General features: G+C 35.3%; 11 protein-coding genes. 3 read left to right on the top strand and 8 right to left on the bottom strand.

The features are described from left to right. The first annotated feature begins 239 nt into the window (after positions 1-239). Positions 240-989: a 4-hydroxy-tetrahydrodipicolinate reductase gene (locus ABD859_RS10905; protein WP_345144163.1), complete on the top strand. Its 750-nt coding sequence runs from the start codon at positions 240-242 to the stop codon at positions 987-989. 136 nt (positions 990-1,125) lie between these two features. Here the strand turns inward: ABD859_RS10905 and ABD859_RS10900 are convergent, their stop codons facing one another. Both ABD859_RS10900 and ABD859_RS10895 read right to left on the bottom strand, forming a co-directional pair. Next, positions 1,126-4,044 (bottom strand): PQQ-dependent sugar dehydrogenase, encoded by a 2,919-nt coding sequence (locus ABD859_RS10900; protein ID WP_345144160.1) that lies wholly within the window; start codon positions 4,042-4,044, stop codon positions 1,126-1,128. A gap of 261 nt (positions 4,045-4,305) precedes the next feature. After that, positions 4,306-4,686, bottom strand: coding sequence for a winged helix-turn-helix transcriptional regulator (locus ABD859_RS10895; RefSeq protein WP_345144158.1), 381 nt, complete (start codon positions 4,684-4,686; stop codon positions 4,306-4,308). A gap of 107 nt (positions 4,687-4,793) precedes the next feature. Here ABD859_RS10895 and ABD859_RS10890 point away from each other — a divergent pair, with 107 nt between their 5' ends. Further along, positions 4,794-5,405, top strand: a complete 612-nt coding sequence (locus ABD859_RS10890) for an FMN-dependent NADH-azoreductase (RefSeq protein WP_345144155.1) — start codon at positions 4,794-4,796, stop codon at positions 5,403-5,405. Between the two features lie 52 nt (positions 5,406-5,457). On the opposite strand, the gene ABD859_RS10885 is transcribed toward ABD859_RS10890, so the two are convergent. The 6 genes from ABD859_RS10885 to ABD859_RS10860 all read right to left on the bottom strand — a co-directional run bounded on the left by ABD859_RS10885 (position 5,458) and on the right by ABD859_RS10860 (position 11,555). Then, a complete protein-coding gene (locus ABD859_RS10885; RefSeq protein ID WP_345144153.1) occupies positions 5,458-6,195 on the bottom strand; it encodes a hypothetical protein in 738 nt (245 codons plus the stop codon). Beyond that, positions 6,196-7,476 carry an acetyl-CoA C-acetyltransferase gene (locus ABD859_RS10880; RefSeq protein ID WP_345144150.1) on the bottom strand — a complete coding sequence of 427 codons (1,281 nt, stop codon included), beginning with the start codon at positions 7,474-7,476 and terminating at the stop codon, positions 6,196-6,198. A gap of 448 nt (positions 7,477-7,924) precedes the next feature. After that, positions 7,925-8,947 (bottom strand): LLM class flavin-dependent oxidoreductase, encoded by a 1,023-nt coding sequence (locus ABD859_RS10875; RefSeq protein ID WP_345144148.1) that lies wholly within the window; start codon positions 8,945-8,947, stop codon positions 7,925-7,927. Positions 8,948-9,107: 160 nt separating this feature from the next. Further along, entirely contained in the window at positions 9,108-9,515 is a 408-nt protein-coding gene (locus ABD859_RS10870) for a DUF1634 domain-containing protein (RefSeq protein WP_345144145.1), read from the bottom strand. Then, positions 9,502-10,338 carry a sulfite exporter TauE/SafE family protein gene (locus ABD859_RS10865; protein WP_345144142.1) on the bottom strand — a complete coding sequence of 279 codons (837 nt, stop codon included), beginning with the start codon at positions 10,336-10,338 and terminating at the stop codon, positions 9,502-9,504. The genes ABD859_RS10870 and ABD859_RS10865 overlap by 14 nt, the downstream gene beginning before the upstream one ends. A gap of 224 nt (positions 10,339-10,562) precedes the next feature. Beyond that, complete coding sequence (locus tag ABD859_RS10860) at positions 10,563-11,555, bottom strand: helix-turn-helix domain-containing protein (RefSeq protein WP_345144140.1); 993 nt, start codon at positions 11,553-11,555, stop codon at positions 10,563-10,565. Between the two features lie 136 nt (positions 11,556-11,691). Here ABD859_RS10860 and ABD859_RS10855 point away from each other — a divergent pair, with 136 nt between their 5' ends. Further along, complete coding sequence (locus ABD859_RS10855; protein ID WP_345144137.1) at positions 11,692-14,046, top strand: TonB-dependent receptor; 2,355 nt, start codon at positions 11,692-11,694, stop codon at positions 14,044-14,046. The last annotated feature ends 23 nt before the right edge of the window (positions 14,047-14,069 follow it).

Here is a 14,069-nt window from a genome sequence, read left to right as displayed (position 1 = left end):
TTTAAATTATGTAATGAAACAAATACATTAAAAACTGTATTAATAGAATAAATCTTAATAATAAGAGCTTGCATTGTTATAAAAGTCAATTTTAATTAGTAAAACTGTTATAAAATTCCTATTTTTATCAAACTAGGATATTTTAGGGGTATTTTTTTGAGACAATTTCTTTGATTGTTCAGCCTTCTAAAAATATCATTTCTGCTAACGAGTTTCAATACTCAATTAAAAAATATTATATGAAAATAGGATTAATCGGATTTGGAAAGACTGGAAAATCAGTAGCATCAATTTTACTGGAAAACAAAAAATTCTCACTGGAATGGGTTTTAAGACAAAGTACTGTTTTAGAACACAGATCGGTTCCGGAATTTTTAGGAATCGAGTCAGAAGAACCCGGATTAATCTATTCAAGCGCTAACAGTTCTATCGAAGAATTATTAGAAAATCATCCGGTAGATGTTATTATCGATTTTTCATCAAACGAAGGAATTTACACGTATGGCGAAATTGCGGCTAAAAAGAACGTAAAAATTATTTCGGCTATTTCTCATTATGAAGAAAATGAATTAAAACTTCTGGAAAAATTATCAGATAAAACCACCGTTTTCTGGTCGCCTAATATTACTTTGGGTGTAAACTTTTTATTGTTTGCTGCTAAATTTTTAAAGAAAATTGCGCCGTGGGTTGATATTGAAGTCAACGAAGAACATTTTAAGAAAAAGCAGGGAACATCCGGCACGGCATTAAAAATTGCTGAGGCACTTGATGTGGAAAAAGAAAACATTAATTCAGTTCGAGCGGGCGGAATTGTAGGTAAACACGAAGTTATTTTTGGATTTCCGTATCAAACTGTGCGTTTAATTCACGAATCTATTTCAAGAGAAGCTTTTGGAAACGGAGTTGTTTTTGTAGCCGAAAATATAAAAGACAAGAAAAAAGGTTTTTACAATTTTGAAGATATATTGTCGCCTTATTTTGCGGTTTAGGGTTTTTTAAAAGGGACGAAGAGACAGAGGTTCAAAGAGACAGAGGTTTTTGAGCTGTATTATGATATAAGAGCCGGAAAGTTTATTTTTTAAACTTTCCGGCTCTTTAATTTTTTTAGTGATTTATTGTAAATAATTATTGTTTGCTGATTCGTATTGCTTTCGCGGATGCATTGGTTTTTATGAAATATATTCCTGAAGCGTGTTCCGAAATTGAAATTACATTTCCTGAACCTTCCTTAATTTTACTTCCCGAAGCAGAAAACACAGTCCATTCCAGTTCTTTTGACAAATGAAATAATCCTTTTGACGGATTTGGATAAACAGTGATTTTGTTTGATTCTTTATTTGGATTTTCTACGCCCAAAGTACAATTGTGCACCGTAAAAGGCGAATTGTTTTTGGTATTATTTCCAATTGAATTGCTTACTGTTAAGGAAACAGTTTTTGTTCCTTCGGTGCCGTAAAGTACAGTATGCGGACCCGCTCCTGTGGCTGTTGCAGGCTGCGCACCTTCGCCAAAATTCCAAAGGTAATTGTCTACAGTTCCTACGGAAACTGAGGTAAAAGTTACAGCAGTATTTATACATCCTGTCTGCGGACTTACTTCATAATCGGCAATTGGAGCTGCTGTGCTTCCAGATAATACAAATTCCATTTTGTTGACATTGGTGTCGTTTTCATCAAAATACAAGGTAATAACGTGATTTCCCTGCGTTAAAGGGATATTTGGCACTGCAAATGTCTGCCAGTTTTGAAATCCTCCTGTATTTGGAATATTTACTACACCGGTTACGTTTACGCCATCGACTTCAAGATGCAGTTTTCTATTGTTATAAGGTGTTGCAATTCGCAGGTTTATGGTGTAGTTTCCGGTTGTATTTACTTTTGTGGTGTATTTTAACCATTCGTCTTTTGCAACATAGGCTAAATTAAAACCGCCTTCATTGCACACTTCAGTTCCTACGCCGTCTCCGGGTCTGTAAGCTGTATCGCCTCCGCCGTTTTTATCCAGAAAAGCACCGGGTCCGATATCGTAATTTTCGGCTTCAATAACTCCCGGAATTTGAGCAACTATTCCCTGATAAGGTGCATTTTGAAGTGTTGTTTCATTATAAAATGCAGTATAAGTAATTGTTCCAGTAGCCGGAGCTTTAAAAGTCTGATTAGCATTTCCGCCCTGACTCCAATGGTCAAAATCGTAGCGCATATTTCCAATGTATTGCGGTGTTGGAGCATTTAAAGTCTGAAGAGCAGCATTTGCTACAACTTGTTTTGTTGAAGGCGCCGTAACCGGTTTTTGATTGAATTCTAAATTAAGCGGCACGGGTGAACTTGCTGCTGTAACATCGACTAAATTAGGCTTAATGTCAACAAATGCTGTTCCGGTTAAGCCGTTGCTGTCGGTTACTTTTACTGTAAATCTGTACCACACATTTGGTGTTTTTTCTCCCTGATTTGAGGCTGTAAAAGTTCCTGATTTTAAGCCCTGCGGACTTGCACCGGGATGAGAGTGGCCGGCTCCGGGAATATCTTCGTGAAAAAGATCAATATTCCATGAAAAAGCACTTGCAGGCAGTGTTCCGTCTTCTACATCGGTTGCCGAAGCTTCAAAAGCAACTAAATCGTCTGCATTCCATTTTAATGTTGGCAAAGGAGAAACTATAGAAACAGTAGGAGCGTTGCTAAACGGTGTAACAGTTAAAACAGCCTGATTGCTGGTTACATTTCCTGCTGTATTGGTAACTATAACTCTGTAATTTCCTGCATTTGCGTTTGTTACATTGGGTATTGTATAAGTAGCAGCTGTTGCTCCGTTTATGTTTACGTTGTTAAACTGCCATTGATAGGTTAAACCTGTACCGCTTGCCGAAACGCTGAATGTTACAGGATTAGTTTCCATAATACTCTGCGATAACGGATGATTGACAATAGTAGGAGCTGCGGTTTCAATATAATCGAGTTTGATTAAAGAACCATTGTTTCCGTAAGCACAATAATAGATATAGCCGTCGTTGCCTAGCATCATTCCGAGTGCCATTTGCTGCGGTGCCACAAAAAAGACGGTAGAAACAGGATCAGCAATATTTGGGTCAAAAGATCTTATTTCGGTTCTAACATAATCTTTAATGATAAATTTTCCCTGTAAATTAGGGTATCTTGAAATTGTTGGATTATATAGCACTCCGTTTGTTAATGCGTTTCCAATACTTCCTGTAGCGTAAGTAAAAATTGGATTGGTAAATAAATTGGTTTCGGTTTGATTTCCGTCGCCTCCCTGCGGATGTCCCCATGCATAGTTACGAATTGCAGGATTGCTGATTTCGTTTATTTCTTCCCATGAAGTTCCAACGTCTAATACATATAATTTATTGGCAGTTTCATTTGGAACCAAACGCCATGGATTTCTAAAACCATAAACCCAGATGCTTTGTCTTTGTACAGAACCGCTTCCGTAAAATGGATTTCCCGGTGCCGGCTGTCCTTCTTCTGTTAAACGCAGAATTTTTCCTTTGTAAGTATCTAAATTTTGAGAATTAGTACTCTGCTGGCTGTCACCAACAGTTACATAAAGATATTGGTTAAAGAATTTTAAATCGCCTCCGTTATGAAAACCGCCGCCAATAGGTTCAAGAAGTAAAATTTCCTGTCTGCTTAAGACCTGATTGGAGTTATCTATTTTTACTCTTTCAATTCTGTGTCTGATTACACCATCGTCAATAGCATAAAAAACATAAATGTAACCATTTGCCGCAAAATTTGGGTGTAATGTTAAGCCAAGAAGTCCTTGTTCGCTGTCTGTTATTGTATTAACAGTAAAAACCGTTGAAACAGTATTGTTTTGAAAAACTTTAACGATACCGCCTCTTTCTGCAATAAAGATTCTGCCGTCTGGTGCTTGTTCCAGGGCAAGCCCTTCTTTTATTACAGCTGTCGGAGCAAGATTTTGAGTGATGTACTGACTGTAAGACTGCGTTGAAATCAGTAAAACAGTAATGAATGTGAAATAAATTAGTTTGGGATTCCTGAAATTAAATTGTAGCTTTTTTTTCATAATTATTCAGAATTTTAAATGATTTGGGTAATCAAATTTAATCTTTTTCTGTATAATATGTTAAAACTCTAATGTTATCTTTTTTAAGAAACAATCTCGTTTTACTGAGCTCAGGAATAATTTGAGATGAGGAGTTTGATGTAAAGTTTTTGTAGTGTTTAAATAAATTTGTATTTCACGCAGATTGTACAATATTCACAGATTTTGCAGATAATTGAATCCATTGAGAAAACTTAGAACCTTAGCACCTTTAAAAAAAAACTATTTCCCAATAATTTCTTTTCTGTGCAAAGTTCCCCAGTCTTTTAATGCCATAATAACATTGGTAAGCGATTTGCTGTGTTCTGTTCTTGAATATTCTACAGTTGGCGGAAAAGTGTCGTAAACAGTTCTAATAACAAGTTTGTTGACTTCAAGATCTTTAAGTTCTTTCGAAAGCATTTTATCAGTAATTCCGTTGATGTCTTTAGAAATTTCCTTGAATCGTTTTGGCCTGTCAGATAAAGCAATTAAAATAGGCAGTTTCCATCGCCCGCTCAAAACTTCTAATGCGTCACGGACAGGCAGTAACGCTGCCATACATTCTTGCGGTTTACAATCTTTTTCTACGATTTCGCTTATTATATCTGTTGTTGTTTCCATATTTTGTGCTTTACTATCTTCAAGGATAGCGCTATCCTCAAGGATAGTACTATAAAAGAGATAGCAAATGTATATAAGTTTGTATCGTAAAACAAATTATATACATTATGAGCCAAAAAATTCTACGTATAATTACCAGTACTAACGGAGATACTTCATTTAGTAATCAATTATCAAATGCAGTAATCGAAAAATTAACTGCTGCAAATCCAGAAACCGAAGTTAAGACGCTTGATCTTACTAAAACACCTTTACCATATTTAACTAACTCGCATATAAGTGCTGTTTATACGCCTGTTGATGCGCATACACCAGAGCAGACGAGCGTGCTTAAATATTCAGATGAAGCTATTGAAACACTTCTGGAATCTGATATTATTGTAATTGGTGTGCCTTTGTACAATTTTGGTATTCCGGCGGTTTTAAAAGGCTGGATTGACCAGATTGCAAGAGCAGGGAAGACGTTTAGTTACGGAGCCGAAGGGCCAAAAGGACTTGTTACAGATAAAAAAGTGTATTTGTCGATTGCATCCGGTGCTATATTTTCTGAAGGACCTTATAAAAGTTACGATTTTTCAGAATCGTATCTTCGAGCTGTATTAGGTTTTATGGGAATGACAGATGTTACTACTTTTCGTGTAGAAGGAACTGCGATTCCTGATTTTGCCGAAAATGCACTTCCAAAAGCATTATCTTCTGTTGAAGAATTTGCTTTTTAAATGATGAAAAAAATCCCAGTGTTTGTGCTGGGATTTTTTTATTTTAAACGGTTTATGTTTTGTATCTTGACTCAAGATGATCCTCTATATTAAATTGATTAGTTTCAATTTCTTCTAAAATTTGTAGAAATGTTGTATTCATTTTATGAATAGCAGGTCTAGCATCATGAACTAGAGAATATACAGAATGTTTTTTATCCACGGCTATATAATTTCCGTCTTCTAAATCATAAATAACATAAAACGTTCTGCCGTTATAATCAATATCAAATAATTCATTATAATTCAATTTTTCTTTCAGCTGGTTATCTAAACTATCATAAAAATGATCAATATCATTCTGAGGGAATTCAAAATGACTAATTGAAAAGCTTGTATTATCAATAGATGATAGTTTAAATTCATTTAAATGGTAATTAGAATTCTGAATTTTTAAACCAGAAACTAAGTTATCCTGAATCAAAATTTCAATTTCTTCAAACTTGTTCGTTAATTTAGAAAATATTTTTAGACCAGAAATTTTAAAATTATTTCCTCTTTTTCTAAATTTGTAATATGTTTCATTTTTATAAAACATAACAACATATTGAAATTCAGGGAATAATTCCCATTTCCCTAAATCAAAAAAAGTACTATTTTTTGTTTGTGTTTTTATTAAAGATAGATCTTTTGAAAAGTCTTCTGGTAAAGCATTTATTATGGCGTTAAAAAGAATTTTTTGCTCTTTTCGTCTAATGCTAAATTTGTAAGGGGGAAAAATCGTTCCCAAAAATTTTTGTAAAATATTCATTTATTTTTCGATTATCATAGTAACACCTTGTCCGCCTGCTGCACAAATTGAAACAAACCCGCGTCCCGAACCTTTTTCGTTTAAAAGCTTTGCCATTACACCAATTATTCTTCCGCCTGTTGCGGCAAACGGGTGCGCAGCTGCCAGACTGCTTCCTTTTACATTTAGTTTATTTCGGTCAATTGCACCAAGTGTTTTCTTTAAACCTAATTCGGCACTTAATTCAGGACTTTCCCAAATTTTTAAAGTTGCCAGAACCTGTGCGGCAAAAGCTTCGTGAATTTCATAATAATCAAAATCCTGAAGGTTTAAATTCGCTTTTTCGAGCATTCTGCTTGCTGCAAATAAAGGTGCTAATAAAAGATTCTGTTGATTTTTTACATATTCTACAGCTGCAATTTCAGCAAAAGTAATGTAAGCTAAAATTGGCAGTCCGCGTTCTTTTGCCCATTCTTCGCTGGCAAGAAGTACGCATGATGCTCCGTCGGTAAGAGGAGTAGAGTTTCCTGCGGTTAAAGTTCCGTTTACTTTATCAAAAGCCGGTTTAAGTTTTGCCAGTTTTTCTATAGTAGAATCGGGTCTTAAATTATTGTCTTTTTCAAGTCCGTTAAACGGCGTAATCATATCGTTAAAAAAGCCTTCATCATAAGCTTTAGCCATATTTAAATGACTCGCCAATGCTAAATTGTCCTGATCTTCTCTGGCAATTTTATAATATTTGGCCGTAATTTCAGTATGTCCGCCCATTGAAAGTCCTGTTTGAGTTTCTTCATTTCTGGGAACAAGCGGAGAAAAATCTTTTGGACGAAGTTTTAAAAACAATTTTATTTTTTCTCCTAATGATTTTGCCTGTCTGACTTTCAACAACGTTTTTCTTAATTTTTCACTTACTGCAATTGGCATATCACTAATAGAATCTACACCTCCGGCAATACCACAGTCTATTTGTCCTAAAGCAATTTTGTTGGCAATGTAAACAGCACTTTCAATACCCGTATCACAGGCTTGCTGTATATCGCAGGCTGGAGTAGCCGGATCTAGCGCAGTCTTCATAACACATTCTCTGATTAAATTCATATCATACGAATGTTTAATTACGGCACCTCCCGCAACTTCGCCTAATAATTCGCCTTTCAAATTGTACTTGTCTACAAGTCCGTTTAAAGCTGCTGTCATCATTTCCTGATTACTTACCTGTGCGTAAGCAGTATTGGCTCTTGCAAAAGGAATTCGGTTATATCCCACAATCGCCACTTTTCGTGTAATATTGGTAGTATTCATATTAAGTTTTTTTTTGGGAAAAATTTTGAAGCATTAAAGATAAGCAGTCTGAATTAATTACAACTGTTTTAAAGTACGATTTTACATGTATTTAATATCTTAGATAAATACCTTAACAGCGGTTCTTACTACGAATGGTTACGACTATTACTGGCAGACAGAACAGCCAATCAATTTTAGAGTTGGTGTTACCTATAAATTATTCTAATAGATTTGTTTTAGTTGAAAAATTACAAATCGCAAAAAAAGCATCTTACTTAATTGAAAGATGCTTTTTATTTTTTGAGGTTCTGAGGTTCTGAGGTTCAAAGGTTCAAAGGTTTGATGTTTTGAGATTTTATGAATTGCCTCCGGTTTTAACTCGAGGAATATTGAATTCAGATTGAAAAAGGCTTTAGCCAAACCAGCAGCGGTTTAGCTAAAGCCTTTTTTATTTTTTGGGTTAAAATTATCCTTTCTTAATCAACGGGATTAATTTTGTTCCGATAAGTTCGATGGCGTTCATTAACTGCGAATGTGTTAATCCTGCGTTATCCATCTGGAAAGTAAATCTTTCAACACCGCCAAGCGCTTCGCTGTGACGTAAAATTTTCTCGGCAGCACGTTCTGGACTTCCTACGATTAAAACGCCAAGATCATCAATTAAACCGTCAAATTTGCCTTTTGTAACCGGAGGCCAGCCTCTTTCGTAGCCTAATTTGGTCCAAAGTTCGGCATAACCCGGATAATATTCTTCAATGGCTTTTTCGGTTGAATTAGATACATAGCCCGGAGAATGTAATCCTACTTTTAATTCGTGAGGTTTAAATCCTGCAGCTTCACCAGCCTGACGATATAAATCAATTAAAGGTCTAAAACGATGCGTCTGTCCGCCAATAACAGCAACCATTAGAGGTAAACCTAAACTTCCTGCTCTAATAAAAGATTCAGGTGTTCCGCCAACACCAAGCCAAACAGGCATTTTTTCCTGTAAAGCTCTAGGGTAAACCGGAAGATTATTTAATTCCGGACGAAATTTTCCGTACCAGGTAATAAATTCGTTATCTCTAACTTGTAAAAGCAGTTCCAGTTTTTCTTTAAAAAGCGCATCATAATCTTTAAGATCATATCCAAAAAGCGGATATGCTTCAATAGCAGAACCTCGGCCTACAACAATTTCGGCTCTTCCTTTTGAAATTAAATCCAATGTGGCAAAACTTTGATACACTCGCACAGGATCGGCAGCGCTTAAAACGGTTACGGCGCTTGCCAGTCGTATATTGTTAGTTCTTGCCGCTGCTGCGCTTAAGATTACGGCAGTTGCGGAGTCCAGAAATTCTTTTTTATGATGTTCTCCAATTCCAAAAACATCCAGTCCGCACTGATCTGCAAATTCAATTCTCTGCAAAAGCTGCTCCATTGCATCAACACTACTCAAAGTATTGTTATCGCCATACATAGCCGAAGCAAAACTGTCAATTCCTATTTCCATAAATTTCTTTTAAAATCCATTTTTTTGAAAATTCTAAATTCAAATTCCAAAACTCTAAAATCCCAAATTCCAAATTCCAAATTCTAAATCTGCAATCCAAACTCTAAAATCCCAAATTCTACAATCTAAAATCTGCAATCTAACAATCTGCAATCTAAAATTAATGCGAGAAACCAAACGATATACTCGTTATAATAATTAAAATCACAATTAGAGTAATCGTAACATATAAGTAATCTTTCTCAAGCATAAATGAAAACAGAGAAAGCAAAACTCTAAAAACAGGTGTAAGAAAAAGTAAAATGATACCCACAAATATTAAATAAGCTCCATTTCCCTGAATTGCACCGTGGTAAACGGTTGAAATAACTTCAAAAATGTTTCGGTCATTCTCTTTAAAAACGGAATAATCTTCAATTTCATTTCCGTGATGCATTAAATATACGATTCCTCCAATAAAAGCTACTGATAATGAAATCCAAACACCATAACGTAATAAGTTTCCAATGATAGTCTGGAAATCTTTTTCTCCAAATTTTTCGTGCTGCATAACTTTAGATTTTTCCATTAATTCCGTTATAAATCATATTAATCGCCAGTACAAAAATCAGGCAGGCAAAAAAGATTCGCAGTTTTTTAGGATTTGTTCTCACTAAAACTTTAGCTCCGGCCATAGCGCCAAATAATACGCCAATAACTACCGGCATGCAAATTCCCGGTTCGATATATCCTTTTTGAATATAAATAACAGAACTTGCCATTGCCGTAACGCCCATCATAAAATTACTTGTAGTGGTCGAAACCTTAAAAGGAATTCGCATAATGTTGTCCATAGCAATTACTTTAAATGCTCCGGAACCAATTCCTAATAATCCCGACATCATTCCGGCAACGCCCATCATACTAAAACCGCCAATTACATTTTTAGTTCCGTAGTGAACCACTTCGCCATCGTGAGTTGGGTAAGTTCCGTCAAGTTTTAGTTTTTTAGCCAAAGGACTCGATTCTAAAACAATATGTTCTTCCTTCTTTCGAAGTGAATTAATAGCAGAGAAAATTAACGTAAGTCCGAATAAAACGGCAATGAATGAAGTAGGAGCAATCGTAGAAAGCAGTGCACCGCAAACGGCTCCAATTGTAGTGGCGATTTCAAGGAAAATTCCAAGTCTCATGTTGGTAATTCCTTCTTTTACATATGCCGCTGCAGAACCTGAAGATGTTGCAATTACTGAAACTAAAGCAGCTCCAATGGCATAATGAATATCGACACCGAGAATGATTGTAAGAAGGGGAATGATAATAATGCCGCCTCCTAATCCTGATAATGAACCGATAAAACCGGCCAGGCAAGCCCCAAGAAGCATAATCAGGGTAAAGGTAAGTACTGTCATTTAAGATAAATTTTTGTATCTGCTAATTTACGAATACATATTTGTTCAGAATACGTTTCTGACCTTAAATATAACTTAAAAAAATTTTCAGCCTCAGTGTTCAGTTGTAGATATAGTTTTAATTAGTGTAAATACACTTTTCAAGTTTTAGCCTTTGATGAAGCTTGAAGTTCTTACTGTCACTGAAAACTAAAAACTGAACACTTGAAGACTGCAACTCAAAACTAAACCTTAAGACGCAGCTTAGTAGGCGGGTAGCCGAATATTCTTTTAAATGCAATGCTGAAATTAGAAACATTTTGATAGCCGGAAAGATGACTGATTTCCTGAATAGAAAGTGTAGTATCAGTTAAATAATGTCTGGCATTGTTCATTCTGATTTCCTGCAGATAACCAAAAACAGTATCGCCAAAAATGGTTTTAAAACCTTCTTTTAGTTTCGTTTGGTTGACACCGATTTTACGCGCCAGTTCTACAATAGTAAACGGATTATCGATGTTTTCGCGGATTAACTGTGCGGCAAATTTTATTTTTTCTACATCGCTTCCGCTTAAATTAGAAGCTTCTTTTTGCTGATCTAAATCATGATGACTTAAAGCAATAAGTTCATAAATTTTAGATTCGATGTATATTTTTCGGGTAAGACCTTTATAAAAACAGTTTTTAATATCCTGAATAGCACTGTAAATTTTAGCGCCAATTTTAATTTCTCCTTTGGCTAAAGCCGTACTGTTATTGGTTTGGATATTATTAAGAAAGCTGTCCATAACTTTAGATTCGCCTTCGTATTTAGACAAAACATTTAAAGGAAGATGAATGTCAAAAGTATTGTAGATAATATCTTTTTTAAAGTCAATTTTTGCATGATTATCTTCAGCAGAAAGGAAAGTAATATTACCCGACATAGGCGCCGCAAAACCTTTTGCAGAACCCGGATTAATATATCCGATTTTTTGATCAGAAAGATTAAAATGCATTTCTAAAAGCGAAGAATCGCCACGTCCGGAAATCGCAATATCGTCATGCAGCTGGTAATTTCCCTGAACAATAGTCAGCTCTTCGGTAACAGCCTGCTCATGAAATAAAATGTCACCTTTTGGAGTCACGAACTTGGTGTCTTTTTCTCCTTCAAGTTCGATTTCTGAAAGTCCTGTATCTAGTTTTGGATCACTTGTCAGAAAATCTGCAAAATCATTTGAATCAATTTTAAACGCCATACCTTATACTTCTATATTCATAATTTAAACTTCCATTTTCATAAGTACAACCATCGGTTATCAAATACTTTTGCACTGCAAATATAATTTATAATAAGTTTAAATAAAAACAGCTTTGACATTTAAATTAAACCTTATGTTTATGTTCCTGGCTGGGCTTTTCTCTGCAAGTGCCTGTCCGGTTTTTATTCATATTGAAGATAATCTTGGAAATCCTGCGCAGGGTCTAACCATTCTGGTGAATAATAAACCAATGGGAAACAGCAATACAGCAGGTATTTTGGAACTTTCTCTTACTGATGGAAATTATACTATTGAAATTGTAAAAAATGATATTATTAAATCCAGACAAACCATTTCTGTGGCATGCGGCGAACAAAATCATTTTACATTCAAATTAGATGCTTCAAATAGTGATCTCGCAAATTTAAAAGAAGTTCTAATACAAAACAAAACCCTAAAAACCCAGATTGAAGAATCACCTTTTTCGGTTCAGGTTATCGATCTTAAAAAACAATATGATAAAACGGGCGATGTAGGCGACTTTTTAAATCGCGCTTCGGGAGTTAAGTTAAGAACAAACGGAAATGTTGGTTCTCAGGTTCAGATTAATTTAGGCGGACTTCAGGGAAAAGCAATCCGTATTTTTAAAGACGGAATTCCAATTGAGTTATTCGGACACGGTTTCAGCCTTGGAACAATTCCTGTAAATATGCTCGACCGTGTTGAAATTTACAAAGGCGTTATGCCGGTTTATCTGGCTTCGGATGCGCTGGGCGGCGGTGTAAATTTAGTGAGCAGAACTTCAAATAAAAACTTTGCCGAAGTATCGTACGAAATCGCTTCTTTTAATACACATCGCGCAACGGCGAATCTTTATCTTCAAAATAAAAAGAATTTTTACGGCGGTTTTAACGGTTCTTTAAATTATTCTGATAACAACTATAAAGTAAATGTTCCAATTCAAAACGCTACGAACGAGGAATTTAAAACCGTAAGACGTTTTCATGATATGGCAAGATCCAATTATGCAGAAGGTTTTATTGGTTTAAAAGAAAAAGCATGGGCAGATGATCTGCGTTTAACATTGATTTATTCTGATTTCTACAAACAAATTCAGAATGATGCACAGATGGTAAATGTATACGGACAGGCTTTCTCAAAAGAGCAGAATGTTACCGGAATGGTTCATTATAAAAAGAAATTTTTTGATGATAAACTAAAGGTAAATTTCCTGACGAATTACGGTCATTTTAATACCCGATTTATAGACACAGCCACAGTTCGTTATAATTGGAACGGAGATATTATCGCCAGCAATTTACAGGCTGGGGAAATACGTGCAGGAAATCTTCAAAAACTGCGATATAATCTTGTTTCTTCAAGGTTAAACATGGAATATCAATTGTCTGACAGAAACTTTTTGGAGTTTAGTGAATTGTTTCAATATCAAAGAAGAAAAGGAAGCGATCCTTTAGGCGCCATTTCTCCAATTGATGGTACCGACGTGATGACAATTCCTGCAACGTACAGAAAAGACAATATGGCGCTGGCGTGGCGTTCTCTATGGGTTGATACTAGATTGGAAAGTATTCTGGCAGGAAAATATTACCATTATAATACCAACGGATATACTACAGATAATTACGGCGCGGCTTGGAAATCATCAAAAGACGACAGCGAGTTTGGTTATTTAGCAGGATTTAAATGGGCTGAGAAAAACTATTTAATAAAGTTTTCTTATGAATATGCCACGCGTCTTCCGGATGAGTCAGAAATTTTTGGAGATGCTGTAATGATCCGCGAAAACTTAGATCTGAAACCGGAAAGAAGCCAGAATTTAAATTTAAACGGAGAATATTCGCTGCTTAACAACAGTCTTACTTTTTCTGGAAACTTATTTTACAGAAATGCCAAAGACGGGATTTTTCTACAGTATGATATTCCGTTCAGCCGATATATTAACTACGAACAAACCGAAATCAAAGGTTTTGAATTTGAAACCAATTATGCTCCTGTAAAATGGTTTAATACAGGTTTTAACGTAACCTATCAGGATATCAGAAGAGTAGGAATTAAGGAAGCTACTTTTAAGTATTTAAACGATTCGAGAGTTCCTAATATTCCGTTTTTGTTTGGGAATTTCTGGGCTAACACGTTTTTCAAAAATATATTTAAAGACGGCGATAATCTAAATTTTACGTGGAATGCCAATTATACACACCGATTTTTTCTGGTGGCAATTCCAAAAAATCAGGAACCTTCTTTGTTTGGTCCTGTAAAAGATTTTCAGACTTCTTTAATTATTCCAAAAGACGGCAGAACGGGACAGTTTACCAACGATGTCGGGGTTTATTATCATTTCGCAGCACATAAAACGACTATATCGGCAGAATGCAGAAATATTGGAGATGTAAAGCTGTACGACAATTTTAATGTGCAGAGACCCGGAAGATCCTTTCACCTCAAATTAGTATATAATTTTTTTTAAATCAAACCAATAAATCAGATCAA

Source organism: Flavobacterium ginsengiterrae, assembly GCF_039539785.1.
Classification (GTDB): domain Bacteria; phylum Bacteroidota; class Bacteroidia; order Flavobacteriales; family Flavobacteriaceae; genus Flavobacterium; species Flavobacterium ginsengiterrae.
Note: the sequence above shows the minus strand (reverse complement) of the source record. Positions and strands in the feature narration are given on the sequence as shown.

Coding starts and splice junctions, on each gene's coding strand:
- ABD859_RS10855 (WP_345144137.1), top strand. CDS start 11,692: ATGTTTATGTTCCTGGCTGGGCTTTTCTCTGCAAGTGCCTGTCCGGTT.
- ABD859_RS10875 (WP_345144148.1), bottom strand. CDS start 8,947: ATGGAAATAGGAATTGACAGTTTTGCTTCGGCTATGTATGGCGATAAC.
- ABD859_RS10880 (WP_345144150.1), bottom strand. CDS start 7,476: ATGAATACTACCAATATTACACGAAAAGTGGCGATTGTGGGATATAAC.
- ABD859_RS10905 (WP_345144163.1), top strand. CDS start 240: ATGAAAATAGGATTAATCGGATTTGGAAAGACTGGAAAATCAGTAGCA.
- ABD859_RS10900 (WP_345144160.1), bottom strand. CDS start 4,044: ATGAAAAAAAAGCTACAATTTAATTTCAGGAATCCCAAACTAATTTAT.
- ABD859_RS10860 (WP_345144140.1), bottom strand. CDS start 11,555: ATGGCGTTTAAAATTGATTCAAATGATTTTGCAGATTTTCTGACAAGT.
- ABD859_RS10895 (WP_345144158.1), bottom strand. CDS start 4,686: ATGGAAACAACAACAGATATAATAAGCGAAATCGTAGAAAAAGATTGT.
- ABD859_RS10885 (WP_345144153.1), bottom strand. CDS start 6,195: ATGAATATTTTACAAAAATTTTTGGGAACGATTTTTCCCCCTTACAAA.
- ABD859_RS10870 (WP_345144145.1), bottom strand. CDS start 9,515: ATGGAAAAATCTAAAGTTATGCAGCACGAAAAATTTGGAGAAAAAGAT.
- ABD859_RS10865 (WP_345144142.1), bottom strand. CDS start 10,338: ATGACAGTACTTACCTTTACCCTGATTATGCTTCTTGGGGCTTGCCTG.
- ABD859_RS10890 (WP_345144155.1), top strand. CDS start 4,794: ATGAGCCAAAAAATTCTACGTATAATTACCAGTACTAACGGAGATACT.